This is a genomic window from Streptomyces sp. NBC_00104 (genome assembly GCF_045160825.1).
In the GTDB taxonomy this organism is placed as follows: domain Bacteria; phylum Actinomycetota; class Actinomycetes; order Streptomycetales; family Streptomycetaceae; genus Streptomyces.
Genome location: NZ_CP108215.1, coordinates 2946304 through 2960763, shown reverse-complemented (window position 1 = coordinate 2960763; position 14460 = coordinate 2946304). Strand labels below are relative to the sequence as shown.

Annotated in this window: 15 protein-coding genes and 1 riboswitch; of the genes, 7 read left to right on the top strand and 8 right to left on the bottom strand. The window is 71.3% G+C overall.

Features of this window, described 5'->3' with window-relative positions:
- Positions 1-93 precede the first annotated feature (93 nt).
- Positions 94-2010 carry an anthranilate synthase family protein gene (locus tag OG272_RS12805; RefSeq protein ID WP_327730141.1) on the bottom strand — a complete coding sequence of 639 codons (1917 nt, stop codon included), beginning with the start codon at positions 2008-2010 and terminating at the stop codon, positions 94-96.
- Between the two features lie 118 nt (positions 2011-2128).
- Positions 2129-2185 carry a trp operon leader peptide gene (locus OG272_RS12800; protein ID WP_076973970.1) on the bottom strand — a complete coding sequence of 19 codons (57 nt, stop codon included), beginning with the start codon at positions 2183-2185 and terminating at the stop codon, positions 2129-2131.
- Between the two features lie 229 nt (positions 2186-2414).
- Between OG272_RS12800 and OG272_RS12795 the strand changes: the two genes are divergently transcribed.
- The 4 genes from OG272_RS12795 to OG272_RS12780 all read left to right on the top strand — a co-directional run bounded on the left by OG272_RS12795 (position 2415) and on the right by OG272_RS12780 (position 5749).
- Positions 2415-3185 carry a hypothetical protein gene (locus tag OG272_RS12795; protein WP_405893322.1) on the top strand — a complete coding sequence of 257 codons (771 nt, stop codon included), beginning with the start codon at positions 2415-2417 and terminating at the stop codon, positions 3183-3185.
- Between the two features lie 141 nt (positions 3186-3326).
- Positions 3327-3884, top strand: coding sequence for a hypothetical protein (locus OG272_RS12790; protein ID WP_327730143.1), 558 nt, complete (start codon positions 3327-3329; stop codon positions 3882-3884).
- A 123-nt stretch (positions 3885-4007) separates the two neighbouring features.
- Positions 4008-5357, top strand: coding sequence for a class II 3-deoxy-7-phosphoheptulonate synthase (locus OG272_RS12785; protein ID WP_326583412.1), 1350 nt, complete (start codon positions 4008-4010; stop codon positions 5355-5357).
- 149 nt (positions 5358-5506) lie between these two features.
- On the top strand, positions 5507-5749 hold the full coding sequence (locus tag OG272_RS12780; RefSeq protein WP_326583413.1) for a (2Fe-2S)-binding protein: 243 nt from the start codon (positions 5507-5509) through the stop codon (positions 5747-5749).
- A gap of 46 nt (positions 5750-5795) precedes the next feature.
- On the opposite strand, the gene bfr is transcribed toward OG272_RS12780, so the two are convergent.
- Positions 5796-6275 (bottom strand): bacterioferritin, encoded by a 480-nt coding sequence (gene bfr / locus OG272_RS12775; protein WP_326583414.1) that lies wholly within the window; start codon positions 6273-6275, stop codon positions 5796-5798.
- Positions 6276-6450: 175 nt separating this feature from the next.
- Here bfr and OG272_RS12770 point away from each other — a divergent pair, with 175 nt between their 5' ends.
- Positions 6451-7098, top strand: a complete 648-nt coding sequence (locus tag OG272_RS12770) for a sulfite oxidase-like oxidoreductase (RefSeq protein ID WP_326583415.1) — start codon at positions 6451-6453, stop codon at positions 7096-7098.
- Between the two features lie 42 nt (positions 7099-7140).
- Here the strand turns inward: OG272_RS12770 and OG272_RS12765 are convergent, their stop codons facing one another.
- The 5 genes from OG272_RS12765 to thiO all read right to left on the bottom strand — a co-directional run bounded on the left by OG272_RS12765 (position 7141) and on the right by thiO (position 12575).
- Positions 7141-8031 carry a deoxyribonuclease IV gene (locus OG272_RS12765; RefSeq protein WP_326583416.1) on the bottom strand — a complete coding sequence of 297 codons (891 nt, stop codon included), beginning with the start codon at positions 8029-8031 and terminating at the stop codon, positions 7141-7143.
- Between the two features lie 274 nt (positions 8032-8305).
- Positions 8306-10222 carry a Stk1 family PASTA domain-containing Ser/Thr kinase gene (gene pknB, locus OG272_RS12760; protein ID WP_327730145.1) on the bottom strand — a complete coding sequence of 639 codons (1917 nt, stop codon included), beginning with the start codon at positions 10220-10222 and terminating at the stop codon, positions 8306-8308.
- A gap of 163 nt (positions 10223-10385) precedes the next feature.
- Positions 10386-11180, bottom strand: coding sequence for a thiazole synthase (locus OG272_RS12755; RefSeq protein WP_326583418.1), 795 nt, complete (start codon positions 11178-11180; stop codon positions 10386-10388).
- A gap of 4 nt (positions 11181-11184) precedes the next feature.
- Positions 11185-11403 (bottom strand): sulfur carrier protein ThiS, encoded by a 219-nt coding sequence (thiS, locus tag OG272_RS12750; protein WP_327730146.1) that lies wholly within the window; start codon positions 11401-11403, stop codon positions 11185-11187.
- On the bottom strand, positions 11400-12575 hold the full coding sequence (gene thiO, locus OG272_RS12745) for a glycine oxidase ThiO (RefSeq protein ID WP_327730147.1): 1176 nt from the start codon (positions 12573-12575) through the stop codon (positions 11400-11402). The genes thiS and thiO overlap by 4 nt, the downstream gene beginning before the upstream one ends.
- Positions 12573-12684, bottom strand: a riboswitch (TPP riboswitch). It overlaps the preceding gene by 3 nt.
- A gap of 52 nt (positions 12685-12736) precedes the next feature.
- Here thiO and OG272_RS12740 point away from each other — a divergent pair.
- Positions 12737-13120: a hypothetical protein gene (locus OG272_RS12740; RefSeq protein WP_326583421.1), complete on the top strand. Its 384-nt coding sequence runs from the start codon at positions 12737-12739 to the stop codon at positions 13118-13120.
- Between the two features lie 32 nt (positions 13121-13152).
- Positions 13153-14379, top strand: a complete 1227-nt coding sequence (locus tag OG272_RS12735; protein WP_327730148.1) for an FAD-dependent oxidoreductase — start codon at positions 13153-13155, stop codon at positions 14377-14379.
- Positions 14380-14460: the final 81 nt, after the last annotated feature.

Here is a 14460-nt window from a genome sequence, read left to right as displayed (position 1 = left end):
ACCCACCCGCACCCGAACAACCCACCCGAGCGGGGTCGAAGGGGCGGCAGCCCCTGGGGATGGGACGGGCAGGGGCGGCGGGGGCGAGGAACCCTAGAGCGCGCGCAGGGACTGAACCCCCGCCACCAACTCACGCACCACGGACACCCCGTCCAACGTCAGCACGGACTCCGGATGGAACTGCACCCCCGCGATCCCGGGCCCGCGCAGCGCGTGCACCTCCCCGCCCCCACTACGACTGACCTCCACCCCCTGCGCCGCCAACCCCACGGCCGCCTCGTCGTCGCAGTACGCCACGAAGCTGTTGTAGAACCCCACGGTCTCCACCCGCCCGAACAGATCGATCCCGGTCTGCGCCCCCTGGTACGGCACCTCCTTCCGCACGATCCGCAGCCCCAGCTCCGCCGCGATCAGCTCATGCCCGAGACACACCCCGAGCACCCCGTACCGATGCCCCCGCAAGAGCTCGGCGGTCAGCGACCGCAGGAAGCGCATCTTGGGATCCCCGGCATCCCCCGGATCCCCGGGACCGGGCCCCAGCACCACCACCCCGGCGTGAGCGAGCGCAGCGTCCCGCAGCCCCGGCTCGTCGTACCGCCGCACCGTCACCTCCAGCCCCGACGACCGCAGCAGATGCGCGAGCATCGCGGTGAACGTGTCCTCGGCGTCCACGACGAGCGCATGTCCCGCCAACTCGGCCGTCCGCTCCTGCATCCGGAGCCAGAACGGTGCCAACGACCCCCGCCGCCCGTCCAGCGCGGCCCGCACCCGGGGGTCCTCCGCCAGCCCCGGCCGCACCCGCTCCCGCCCCGGCCGTCCGGGCCGTACCCCCAGCGCGGCCAGCACCCCCGCCGCCTTGGCGTGCGTCTCGGCGACCTCGTTCGCCGGATCCGACCCCCGGACGAGCGTGGCGCCCACCGGCACCTTCAGCCGCCCGTCCGCCGTGATGTCGGCGGTGCGGATCAGAATCGGCGAGTCCAGGGTCTGCGCGCCGCCGGAATCCCGTCCCACCAGCGCCAACGCCCCGGCGTAATACCCGCGCCCACCCACCTCGTGCCGCTCGATCACGCGGCACGCGTTCTGCACCGGCGACCCGGTGACCGTCGCGGCGAACATCGTCTCCTTCAGCACCTCCCGCACATCCAGCGAGGACCGCCCGCGCAGTTCGTACTCGGTGTGCGCGAGGTGCGCCATCTCCTTCAGCCGGGGCCCGACCACGACCCCGCCCATGTCGCCGACCGTGCACATCATCTTGAGCTCCTCGTCGACGACCATCGAGAGCTCCTCGATCTCCTTCCCGTCGGCGAGGAAGGCCAGCAGGTCCTCCGGCGTCGGTCCCCCGGCCGGGTAGCGGTACGTCCCGCTGATCGGGTTCATCACGACCGTCCCGCCGGACATCCGGACGTGCACCTCGGGGCTGGCGCCGACGAGCGTGCGCCCGCCCGTCTCCCGCCGCCGCCCTTCCAAGGAAGGCCCTTCGGGCCCTTTCTCATTTCCGGTGTGCACGACGAACGTCCAGTACGCGCCCCGCTCGCCCTCCAGCAGCCGCCGGAACAGCGCGAGCGCGTCGGCGCGGCCGAAGCCCGGGACCGTGCCCTCGTAGGTCCGCCGGATCACGAAGTTCGCGCCCTCGCCCCGCCCGATCTCCTCGCGCAGCACCCGGCCGACGATCTCCGCGTACTCCTCGTCGTCCACGTCGAAGCCGCCGCCCTCGACCCGGACGTCATGCGCGGGCAGCTCGGCGAGGACCCGGTCCAGCGGCAGTGCGTACGACTCCTCCGGCACCAGCACCGACAGGGGCGTCCCGTCGTCGCGGACGTCGAAGCCGCGTTCGCGGATCTGGCGGAAGGGGATGAGCGCCAGCCCCTCGTCGGGGATGTCGGCGAGCCGCTCGTACGTGGTCACCGGGCCGATCAGCAGCTCCACCGTGTCGTGGTCGTGGAGACCGGGCGTGCGGCGGCGCAGCAGGGCGAACGGGCGGTCGTCGGACAGGAGCCGGGTCAGGTCCATGGGTTCCTCTTCCCTGGGGGATCACGGTCATCGCGGTGATCGGGGAGGAACGGCCGGGCCCTGGAAACACCGAAGGCCGCCCCTCGGGCGGCCTTCGCGAAGTCTTGCGTACGCGCAGTCAGTGGGCCGCCGGATGAGCGGTCCACCACCAGTTCTGGATCGAGTGCGCGAACATGCGCCGCACCCTACCGGACAAGCTCCGGGAACTCACGTGATCGACACCCCACGGTCGGCCTATGATCACATCTGCTTTCGTTTTTGACATGTTCTAGTCCATTTGTGGATCACTGAAGGGTGAGTGTGTCACTCCTCTCGAGAACGCGGCCCCTGGCCCTCTTCGCGGCGACGGCCGCCCTCCTCGCCGGGCTGACCGGACAGCCGCCGCGGCCGCCGACGAGCCGACCATGACCCGGCTGACGCTCGACGGCGACCTGTTCAGGATGACGGACACGAACTCCGTGACGGCCGCGACCACCCTCGCCGGCAGACTGGCGGACGCCGACCTCACCGACGTCGTCACCACCGAGTACCCGACGGACTCGACCGGGGCGGCCGACCCCGGCATGCGCCTGGGCTCCATGCGCGCCTGCGCCGGCGACGAGACCAAGGCGCTGCCGCCGGTGGACCGGAAGATCTCCTGGTGCTGGTCGTCGGAGCTCGGTGACGACACCACACCCCGCTGGTGGCCCCAGGGCATGAGCAGCACCGGCGTCGCCGACGGAGCCGACGGGGCCATCCAGGGCAAAAGTGTCACGGCGGTCGCCTGGCACTACAAGACGTTCAGGACCGACGCGGCCGGCACGCTCGAGGCCAACGACAAGTGCCGGACCAACAACCTGCTCAGGCTCTCCTTCATCGACCGCGACACCCTCAAGTACCGCCACGTCCTGCTCGCCGAGCCGACGTCGGGCGGCCAGAACTTCAAGTACGTCACCGGTCACGGCGGCGGCGTCGTCTGGTACGCCAACCACCTCTACTACCGAACACTTGTTCAAGGCTCCACCCTTCAGGGTGGAGGTGTAGGGCATCCTGAGCCCAGCGGGCCGGAGGGCCGCAGCGGCATTGCTAAAGTCGCCTTGTCCGACAACGTAGTTGGCGGACCTACCGCCGGACTGGCGGGACGTCAAGCCTGTGGAGACCTTGTCAGACCACCCTCGGGTGGCAGGGGCCGATGAAGCAGGAACCCGAGGGAGCACCGCGCAGCGGTGCTGACCCGAATCGCCTACGTTCACGCAGGCGAGGATGTCAATCCTGGCTCTCCCTCGACAAGGCCGGCGGCAGCCAGGACAAGCTGGTCGGCGACGAGTGGTACGGCGGTGCTCCGGGCGCCCGGAGCACCGCCGTACCACTCGTCGCCGACCAGCGCCTCGACCTATCCGGGCCTGCTGAACATGTCCGGCGGCAGGACCGTGATCCAGGACGCCTACGCGGCGACCCGCTATGTCGGCCTCCAGGGCGGCATGACCTGGACCGACGACAGCGGACTGCTGAACTTCGCCTTCCACAAGGGCTGCGCCCTTCAGCCCGCCGTGTTCTCCCGCACCTGGGTGGGCGACACGCGCGCCCCGACGGCCTGCAACGTCACCGTCGGCGGTGCCCTCCACGCCGACGGCAACTGGGCGGTCGGCACCCCGCAGGCCCTGAGCCACTGGCCCAGGCTCGGCACGGCGCGGGTGGACGAGCTGTGGGGGCTCACGGAACACCTCTGCGCCGGCACGGCCCTGCGGGCGAGCTTCCCGTACGAGTTCGAGGCCGTGGAGGAGGCCGACCAGCGCAGAAACGCCTGCGACGGCTACGCGGGCGAGGCCGGTCTCTCCCTGCGCACGGTCTTCGCCGTCGGCTTCACCGACCCGGCGGTGATGGATCTGCACTGACGTGGGCCACCACGTGACCGGCGCACGCCGGCCGCCCACGAACCCCGCTCCGATCGAGCGGGGTTCGTCTCACTTGATGAGCAGGGGGATGGACGCCCGACATGACCCCGTAATGTGGACGTCGTGACCGTGAACGCTAAGTCCAGCGCGAGCGCTGGCAACACCTGGCGAGACCTGCCCGCGGCGCAGCAGCCCGAGTACCCCGACACCGAGGCTCTGCGCGCAGTCGTTGCGGAGCTCGAGTCGTATCCGCCGCTCGTCTTCGCGGGCGAGTGCGACCAGCTGCGCGCCCGGATGGCGTCCGTCGCCAAGGGAGAGGCGTTCCTCCTCCAGGGCGGCGACTGCGCCGAGGCCTTCGACGCCGTGTCGGCCGACCACATCCGCAACAAGCTGAAGACGCTGCTCCAGATGGGCGCGGTCCTCACGTACGCGGCCTCCGTGCCGGTCGTGAAGGTCGGCCGTATCGCCGGGCAGTACTCCAAGCCCCGCTCCAAGGGCACCGAGACCCGCGACGGCGTGACCCTGCCGACGTACCGCGGCGACTCGGTCAACGGCTTCGACTTCAACGAGGCCGCCCGGATCCCGGACCCCGAGCGCCTGAAGCGGATGTACAACGCCTCCGCCTCCACGCTCAACCTGGTCCGCGCCTTCACCACCGGCGGTTACGCCGACCTGCGCCAGGTGCACGCCTGGAACCAGGACTTCGTGAAGTCGTCCCCGTCCGGCCAGCGCTACGAGCAGCTCGCCCGCGAGATCGACAACGCGCTGAACTTCATGCACGCCTGCGGGGCCGACCCGGAGGAGTTCCGCACCGTCGAGTTCTTCTCCTCGCACGAGGCGCTGCTGCTCGACTACGAGTCGGCGCTGACCCGCGTGGACTCGCGCACGGGCCGGCTGTACGACGTCTCCGCGCACATGGTGTGGATCGGTGAGCGCACCCGCCAGCTGGACCACGCGCACATCGAGTTCGCGTCGAAGATCCGCAACCCGATCGGGATCAAGCTCGGCCCGACGACCACGGCCGAGGAGGCGCTGCAGTACATCGAGCGCCTCGACCCGGACCGCGAGCCGGGCCGCCTCACCTTCATCGTGCGCATGGGCGCGGACAAGGTCCGCGACAAGCTGCCCGAGCTGGTCGAGAAGGTCACCGCCTCGGGTGCGACCGTCGCGTGGATCACCGACCCGATGCACGGCAACACCTACGAGGCGGCCTCCGGCCACAAGACCCGCCGCTTCGACGACGTGCTCGACGAGGTCAAGGGCTTCTTCGAGGTCCACAAGGGCCTCGGCACCCACCCGGGCGGCATCCACGTGGAGCTCACCGGTGACGACGTCACCGAGTGCGTGGGCGGCGGCGACGAGATCTTCGTCGACGACCTGCACCAGCGTTACGAGACCGCCTGCGACCCCCGGCTCAACCGCAGCCAGTCCCTGGACCTGGCGTTCCTGGTGGCGGAGCTGTACCGGGACTAGCGACGCCGTGACAGCGCAGTGGAGTGGGGCCCGGATCACATACGATCCGGGCCCCACTCCACTGTTGCGGTTCCGGCCCGCCGGGTAAGGTTAGGTTAGCCTCACCGATCATCGGGATGGCGACGCCACGTTATCGATCCCGGCGGGAGGTGAACCGCGTGTTCGTCTGTAGTTGCTTCGGCGTCACCGAGCAGCAGGTCAAGAAGCACGCGGCGGACGGTGCCTGCACTCCTCGCCAGATCGCCTCCGCCTGCAAGGCGGGCACGGACTGCGGCTCATGCGTCCGCCGGATCCAGGCGATCCTCGGCAGGGGCGCGTGCCCGCGCCGTGAGCCGGTCGACCAGGGACAGTCGGTGCTCTCCGACTTCGACGAACTCGAGGAAGCCGCGTAGCCCTCGGCGACCCGGCCGTAACCGACCGTACCCGGTTCTCCGGGGCTCAGCTCTCCGGCTGCTCGATCAGCTGCGCGATGTAGAGCGCCTCGCCGAGCTTCTCCAGCAGTTCCAGCTGGGTGTCGAGGTAGTCGATGTGGTGCTCCTCGTCCGCGAGGATCGACTCGAAGATGTTCGCGGAGGTCACGTCACCCTTGGCGCGCATCACCTCGATGCCGCGCTTGAGGCGGTCGATCGCCTCGACCTCGACCTGCCGGTCGGCCTCGAACATCTCCTTGACCGTCTGGCCCACCCGGACGTGGAACAGCCGCTGGTAGTTCGGCAGCCCGTCCAGGAACAGGATCCGGTCGGTGAGCACCTCCGCGTGCTTCATCTCGTCGAACGACTCGTGACGCGTGTACTTCGCGAGCTTCGTCCAGCCGAAGTTCTCCTGCATCTTCGCGTGCAGGAAGTACTGGTTGATCGCGGTGAGCTCCGCGGTCAGCTGCTCGTTGAGGAATTCGATGACCTCGGGGTCGCCCTGCATCGCGGAAGCTCCTTACCAAGCGGGGAATGAGGAGGTTGCGCCGCGATGATTGCACCGCTGCCGAAGATCGTCCAGTAAGTGCAAGCTTAGTAAGTAAGTGCAGCCTTAGTTCCAAATGTCCGAGTCGGGTGGACCCTGGTCATGTGCACCACCCGAGGTCTGTCAGGATGGAGTCATGGGTCAGCCGGTGGGACGCGAATCAGGAGATCGCGCATCTGAGAACGCGGCGCCGTCGCAGCTTCCGCCGGGACAGCGGCTCCAGCGCGGCTGGCCGGTCACGCATTACGGGCCCGTCCCCAAGTTCCGTCCCGAGCGCTGGGACTTCCGGGTCTTCGGCGCCACCGCCGACGGCGAGAAGTACTCCTGGACCCACGACGAGTTCACCGCTCTGCCGTACGCCTCGGTCGTGGCCGATCTGCACTGCGTGACGAAGTTCAGCATGGTCGGCGCGGAATGGGGTGGCATTCCGGCCCGTACGATCCTGGAAGCCGCGCCGCCCGCCGCCGAGGTCACCCATGTGATGGTGTGGGCGGAGTACGGCTTCAGCTCCAATCTCCGCCTCGCCGACTTCGCGGACGACCGCGCGATCTTCGCCACGCACAAGGACGGCGAACTCCTCACCGCCGAACACGGCTTCCCCCTCCGCCTCGTCGTCCCCCACCTGTACGCCTGGAAGGGCCCGAAATGGGTCCGCGGCATCGAGTACATGACCGCCGACCGCCGCGGCTTCTGGGAGGAACGCGGCTACCACAACATCGGCGACCCCTGGCAGGAACAGCGCTACTCCTACCAGGAGGAGCCGGGCGACGGGCCCGAGCTCTGATCCCGCTCGGTCGGCCCACCCGCTGATCCGGCGTCGGCGGCGTCAGCCGTCCCTGAGCTTCTTCAGGCGTTCCACGTCCGCGGCGTGGCCCTCCTTGCCGCCCGGTGTCTCGATGATCAGGGGAACGCCCGCGGTCGCGGGGTGGGTCATCAGGGCGCGGAACGGGTCCTCGCCGATGTGACCGGACCCGATGTTCTCGTGGCGGTCCTTGTGGGCGCCGACCACGTCCTTGGAGTCGTTGGCGTGGATCAGCTTCAGCCGGCCCTCGCCGACGGTGTCCACCAGCAGGTCCAGCGTCCGGTGCATCCCGCTGGGCCCGGTCAGGTCGTGCCCCGCCGCGAAGATGTGGCAGGTGTCCAGGCAGACGCCGAGCTTCGGGTGGGCGTCCAGCGCCTCGAAGTACGGCCCGAAGTCCCAGGTGCGTGAACAGAGGGAGGCCCCCTGGCCCGCCGTGGACTCCAGGAGCAGATACGGGTCGTCGTCGTGGGTCAACTCGTCCAGCAGCGGCAGCAGATACTCGCGCACCTGCTTCAGCGCCACCGACCGGTCCCGTCCGCCGGTCGCGCTCCCCGTGTGCACGACCACCCCGAGCGCGCCGATCTCCCGGCCCCGGCGCAGCGAGTGCCGCATCGACTCCACGGACTTCTCCGCCGTCGCCTCGGTGTGCGACCCGAAGTTGATCAGGTACGGCGCGTGCACGTACGCGGGGATCGACTCCTCGGCACAGGCGGCCCGGAACTCCTCGTCCTGCCGGGGATTCCCGGCAGGCGTCGCCCAGCCGCGCGGATTGGCGACGAAGACCTGAACCGTCTCGGCCTTCAGATCACGGGCGTACGTCAGCCCGACGGAGTTCAGACCACCGGCGACGGGGACATGACCGCCGACGGGGTTGCGGGACGGTCCGGGGAGGTCGGGCGACTGCTGAGTGCTCACGGCACCAAGGGTGTCATGCGGCCGGGGGCATTCGACCGGCGGCTTCGACAGCCGCCGCCCGGCACCCCCGCCTCTGACGACTCCCGCCTCTGACGACTCCCGCCTCTGACGACTCCCGCCCTTGACGGCTCACGCCTCTGACGACTCCCGCCCCTGACGACTCACACCTCTGCAACTCCCGCCCGGCCGACCGTGGTCGGCCGGGCCGACAGCCTGCCCCGGTCCGCCGGTCCGCCGGTCCGCCGGTCCGCCGGTCCCGAACGGCCGGCTTCCGTCAGCGGATCTCGATCGTGATCTTCGAGCCCTTGGCCGCGGTGTCGCCGCCGTCCACCGACTGGCTCCTGACCTCGTCGCCGAAGAGCCCGAGCAGGCCCCGGTCCTCCTCGACCTCGAAGCCGGCGGCCCGCAGTTTCCGGGTCGCCTCGTCGACGCTGTCGCCCACGACGTCCGGGACCTCGACCATGACGGGCCCCTTGGAGATCGTGAGGGTGACGGTGTCGCCCGTGCCGACCTGCTTGCCCGCGCCCGGCGACTGCTCGGCCACGAGCCCCTTCTCGAACTCGGAGTTGACCTGCTTCGAGGCGATCTTCACCTTGAGGCCCGCCTCCTCCAGCTCGGCCCTGGCGTCCTCGACCGAGGCACCGGACAGCTCGGGCACCTCCACCGGGGCGCCCCGGCTGACCACGATCCTGACGGCCGAGCCCGAGGAGACCTCGGTGCCGGAGCCCGGCTGGGTGCTGATCACCTGGCCCCGGATGACCTCGTCGCTGAACTCCCGCGTCACCAGGCCCGGTTCGAGCCCGGCGCCGTTCAGCCGGGTCTTCGCGAGGTCCAGCCGGTAGCCCTTCAGATCGGGCACCTTCACGGTCTCCGGGCCCTTGGAGAGCGTCACCGTCACCGTCTCGTTGTCCCGGATCCGCTCCCCGGGCGCCGGGTCGGTGCTGATCACTCTGCCGCGCTTGACGGTGTCACTGAACGCCTGCTTGACCTCGACCTCCAGGCCGGCGCCTTCGAGCCGCTTCGTCGCGTCCGCCCGGCTCTGCTGCAGCACGGCCGGGACCTGCGTGAACTGGCCGGAGTTGATGTACCAGACACCCCCGCCCACACCGAGGACGAGCAGCACGGCCACGACGACCGCCCACAGTCCACGCCGGGGCGCGGGGGAGTTGCGGGTGCGCCGGGGCGGCGGCGGAGGCGACGCGAACCGGCTCGTACGGTTCAGCTGGTCGGGGTCCGTGGCCACCGACCGCGACACGGACAGCGAGCGCGGGATCACGCTGGTCCGGTCCTCGGCGCTGTCGTGGCCGTCGGCCGTCGCCTGCGGCGGCACCGCGTCCAGCTGCTCGCCGCTCAGCCCGGCCCGAGCCTCCAGTGTCTGCGCGAGCAGCGCTACGGCGTCGTACGGCCGCAGCTCCGGATTGCGGGCGGTCGCCGACGCGACCAGCTCGTCCAGCTGGTACGCCAGCCCCGGTACGAGGGCCGACGGCGGCGGCACGTCGTCGTGCAGCGCGTGGTAGAGCACCTGCGCGGGGGAGTCCCCGGAGTGCGGCTTGCCGCCGGTGAGCATCTCGTAGAGCATCACGCCGCACGCGTACACGTCGACGCGGGTGTCGGTCGTGCCGTGCTCCAGCTGCTCGGGGGCGAGGTAGGAGACGGTGCCGAGGACGGTGCCGGTGGTGCTGGTGACGGTGTCCACGGCCCGTACGAGCCCGAAGTCGGCGACCTTGACCCGGCCGTCGTCCCCTATCAGCACGTTCTCCGGCTTCATGTCCCGGTGCACGAACCCGGCGCGGTGCGCGGCGCCCAGCGCGGCGAGCACCGGCTCCAGGATGTCCAGCGCCGCCCGGGGCTGCAGCGCCCCGCGCTCGCGCAGCACGTCACGGAGGGTGCAGCCGGCGACGTACTCCATCGCGAGGTAGACGTACGAGCCGTCGGTGCCCTGGTCGTAGACCCCCACCACGTTCGGGTGGGACAGCCGTGCCACCGACTTGGCCTCACGGATGAACCGCTCGACGAACGTCCGGTCCGCGGCCAGCGTCGGATGCATCACCTTGAGCGCGAGCACGCGGTCGAGGCGGGTGTCCACGGTCCTGTAGACCGTGGCCATCCCGCCGACCGCGATCCGCGCCTCGACTCGATACCGGCCGTCGAGCACATGGCCGACAAGCGGGTCCTGAAGGGTCGTGTCCACGCAGGTGAGTGTACGAGCCGCCGCTGACGGGCCCCTAAGGTTCCGTGGCACGCGAGACGTACTGCAGCAGAGCTGTGACCGAGATCGGAGGGCTGTGACAGGCGGGTGTTCGGCCGAGCTCGTTCGGTTGTTCGAGTGAGAGTGGAGTGGCGTGAGGTTCGACTCAGAACGCCGGGCGCTCCGGATCCAGCCGCGCCAGTCCCTCGCCCGGTGACGACGCCTCCGCGAAGTGGCGGCGGGGGATGCGGCCCGCGCGGTGGGCCAGCCGACCCGCCTCCACCGCGTGCCGCATGCCCTCGGCCATGAGGACCGGTTCCTGGGCCCGGGTCACGGCGGAGGCGAGCATGACACCGGCGCACCCCAGCTCCATCGCGAGCGCGACGTCCGACGCCGTACCGGCGCCCGCGTCGAGGATCACCGGCACCCGCGCGTGCTCGACGATCAGCTGGAAGTTGTGCGGGTTGCGGATGCCGAGCCCGGACCCGATGGGCGACCCGAGCGGCATGATCGCGGCGCAGCCCACGTCCTCCAGTTTCCGCGCGAGGACGGGATCGTCGTTCGTGTACGGCAGCACGGTGAAACCGTCGTCGACGAGCGTCTCGGCGGCGTCGAGCAGTTCGATCGGATCGGGCAGCAGCGTGCGCTCGTCGGCGATGACCTCCAGCTTGACCAGGGACGTACCCAGCGCCTCGCGTGCGAGGCGGGCCGTCAGCACGGCCTCGCCCGCGGTGAAGCAGCCGGCCGTGTTGGGCAGGACCCGGATGCCGAGCCTGTCGAGCACCGACAGGACCGAGCCGTGCACGGACGCGTTCACGCGACGCATCGCCACCGTCGTCAGTTCCGTGCCGGAGGCCACCAGAGCGCGCTCCAGGACGTCCAGGCTGGACGCGCCGCCCGTGCCCATGATCAGGCGGGACGAGTAGGTCGTGCCGCCGAGGACGAAGGGGTCGTCTGCCATGGGATCAGCCTCCTTGGACGGCGGTGAGGACCTCGACACGGTCCCCCTCGCAGAGGGCGGTGGTCGTCCACCGCGCGCGCGGGACGACGGTTTCGTTGAGCGCGGCGGCGACACCGGCGGGGGACGCGGTCAGCGTCCGCACGAGCGCGTCGAGGGCCGTGCCGGGAGCGATCTGCCGCCGCTCCCCGTTGACGAGGACGGTCAGCGTCCCGGTGGTGTTCATACGGGCTGCTCCAGGAGTTCGCGGGCCGCGCCGGCGCGGAACCGCAGCGGCGTGAAGTCACGGGCCTCCTCCGGCAGTTCACCGGTGGTCAGCACATGGGCCAGGACGTCGCCGGTCACCGGGGTGAGGAGCACCCCGTTGCGGTAGTGGCCGGTGGCGAGGAGCAGGCCGTCGAGCCCGGTCGGGCCGAGGAGGGGCGCGTTGTCGGGGGAGGCGGGGCGCAGGCCCGCGCGGGTCTCGGTGAGCGGGAGTTCGGTGATCCCGGGGACGAGTTCATGGGCGTCCCGCAGCAGTTCGTACACCCCGCCGGCGGTCACCGTGGTGTCCCAGCCCTGCTCCTCGCTGGTCGCGCCGACGACGAGTTCGCCGTTCTCGCGGGGCACCAGGTAGACGTGACTGCCACGCACCACGGCCCGCACGGTACGGCTCAGGAAGGGCGCGTACGGCTTCGGCACGGTCAGCCGCAGCACCTGCCCCTTCACCGGCCGCACCGGCGGCAGCACCTCCTCCGGGACCCCGGCGAGCCGCCCGCTGAGGCTGCCCGCGGCGAGGACGACCTGCCCGGCCGCCACCTGGTCACCGTCGCCGGTCCGGACCCCGGCGGCCCGCTCCCGCACCACCGACAGCTCGTCGGCCCAGGCCCGGTGGAACACCACCCCGGCGCGCACGCAGGCCGCGACGAGGGCCCCGGAGAGCCGCCTCGGGTCGATCTGGTGGTCCCCGTCGACCCGCAGTCCGCCGCGCACGCCCGGCGCGAGCATCGGCTCCAGACGGCGGCACTCACGTCCGCTCAGCCACTCCGACTCCAGGCCCGACCGGCGCTGCAGGGCGTGCAGTTCGCGCAGATGGGCGCGGTCGTCGGCGTCGAGCGCGACCGCGAGCGTGCCGGAGCGGCGGTAACCGAGGTCGAGACCGGTCTCCTCCGTCAGCTCGGCCGCGAAGTCCGGGTAGCGGCGCGCGGACTCCAGGTTGAGCCCCAGCAGTGTCTGCTCGCCGTAGTGCAGTTCGGTGACCGCGGCGAGCATCCCGGCCGCCACCCGGGCCGCCCCGCCGCCGGGCTCGGGATCGACCACGGCCGTGGCGAACCCGCGCTGCGCGGCCCGCCACGCCGTGACGAGCCCGATGATTCCGCCCCCCACGACGAGGACGTCTGACGTGTGCGTACGCGACATGGGCGTCCAGCCCCTCCCTTCGCCGGCATGACCCGGATCAGGTTCGTACGGTCGGAGGCCGCCAGCCTCCCTCTCAGCCCGGTGCGTCCGGGCTCCCGCGAGTGCTCTACGGTGGCCCACCCTAGCCCTCGCCGATCGTCCCAGTAAGGGAGCCTCCGCTCATGCCCCGCTCGCTCGACGGTCTCGTCCTCGCCCCCGTCGCGGACCAAGCCCCAGGTCAGGTGGGCACCCGCACCCGGTTCGCGTACCACGAGAAGGACGGCGAGATCTGGGCCGAGTACGCGGGCGGCGACGTCGTACGCGGTCACCTCGTGGGCACGCGCGCGGGGGACCGGCTGGACTTCCGGTACGTGCAGCTGAAGACCGACGGGACCACCGCGTCCGGGCACTGTGTGTCCCAGGTCTCCGAGCTCCCCGACGGGCGGGTCCGCCTGGAGGAGACCTGGGAGTGGGAGTCGCGACCGGGCAGCGGGACGAGCGTGGTGGAGCAGGTCGACGAGACCGTGGGGCGGCTCACGGAAAGCGACCGCCGACCCACCCGCTGACTGACCGAACGTCAGTTGTCTATGGTGATCAGGTGAGCGAGCAGACGCAGCAAAGGGGCGGGTCGGCGCGGCGCGTGGTCGTCGTGGGCGCGGGCATGGCCGGGGTGCAGACCGCGGTCGCCCTGCGCGAACAGGGCTTCACCGGCGACGTGACACTGATCGGCGCCGAGCCGCACCAGCCGTACGACCGGCCGCCGCTCTCCAAGGCCGTGCTGCTCGGCAAGGCCGAGGGCTCCGCCTTCGACGTCGACTTCGAGGCGCTCGGCATCGAACTCCGGCTGGGCCGCGAGGTGTCGGGCCTGCGCCCCGCCGACCACGAACTCGACACGGCCGCCGGGCCCGTCCCGTACGACCTCCTCGTCCTCGCGACCGGCGCGGAACCGATCCGGCTGCCGGGCGCCGAGGGAGTGCCCGGGGTGCATCTCCTGCGGACCCTGGACGACGCCGAGCGGCTGCGGCCCGTACTGGCCCGGCAGCACGACATCGTGGTCGTGGGCGCGGGCTGGATCGGCGCCGAGTTCGCCACGGCCGCGCGCGAGGCGGGCTGCGCGGTGACGGTCGTCGAGGCGGCCGACCGCCCGCTCGCGGGCGCCCTGCCGGCGGAGGTGGCCGCGCCGATGGCCGCCTGGTACGCCGACAGCGGGACCACGCTGCGCACCCACGCGCGCGTGGAGCGCGTCGAGCCCGGGACGGTCGTCCTGGACGACGGCACCCGGGTGCCGGCCGGCGCGGTCGTCGTGGGGATCGGCGCCCGCCCGGCGACGGTCTGGCTGAAGGGCTCGGGCATCGAGCTCGGCGCACACGGCGAGGTGGTGGCCGACGACCACCTGCGCACCTCCGCGCCGGACGTCTACGCGGTCGGCGACTGCGCCTCCTTCCCCTCGGCCAGGTACGGCCGTCGCCTCCTCGTCCACCATTGGGACAACGCCCTCCAGGGCCCTCGCACGGTCGCCGCGAACATCGTCGGCGAGACCCCCGAGCCCTACGACCCCGTCCCCTACTTCTGGTCCGAACAGTTCGGCCGCTTCGTCCAGTACGCGGGCGACCACGCCTCCGCCGACACCATGGTCCGGCGCGGCGACCCCACCGGCACCGCCTGGTCGGTGTGCTGGCTCCGCGAGCGCCGGCTGGTCGGCCTGCTCGCCGTGGGCCGGCCCCGCGACCTGGCTCAGGGCCGCCGCCTGATCGAGGCGGGCACCCCGATGGACCCGGAGCTGCTGGAGGACCCGGCCAGGCCCCTGAAGGCGGCGACGGCGTAGCGCAGGCGTTTTTCACCGCCGCCCGGCGTACTCCCCACCCCCCTGTCGGCCCCCGTCGGAGGGGCTCGGCTACCCACTGTC

Coding starts and splice junctions, on each gene's coding strand:
- OG272_RS12805 (WP_327730141.1), bottom strand. CDS start 2,010: ATGGACCTGACCCGGCTCCTGTCCGACGACCGCCCGTTCGCCCTGCTG.
- OG272_RS12795 (WP_405893322.1), top strand. CDS start 2,415: ATGACCCGGCTGACGCTCGACGGCGACCTGTTCAGGATGACGGACACG.
- bfr (WP_326583414.1), bottom strand. CDS start 6,275: ATGCAGGGCGACCCCGAGGTCATCGAATTCCTCAACGAGCAGCTGACC.
- OG272_RS12770 (WP_326583415.1), top strand. CDS start 6,451: ATGGGTCAGCCGGTGGGACGCGAATCAGGAGATCGCGCATCTGAGAAC.
- OG272_RS12755 (WP_326583418.1), bottom strand. CDS start 11,180: ATGGCAGACGACCCCTTCGTCCTCGGCGGCACGACCTACTCGTCCCGC.
- thiS (WP_327730146.1), bottom strand. CDS start 11,403: ATGAACACCACCGGGACGCTGACCGTCCTCGTCAACGGGGAGCGGCGG.
- thiO (WP_327730147.1), bottom strand. CDS start 12,575: ATGTCGCGTACGCACACGTCAGACGTCCTCGTCGTGGGGGGCGGAATC.
- OG272_RS12740 (WP_326583421.1), top strand. CDS start 12,737: ATGCCCCGCTCGCTCGACGGTCTCGTCCTCGCCCCCGTCGCGGACCAA.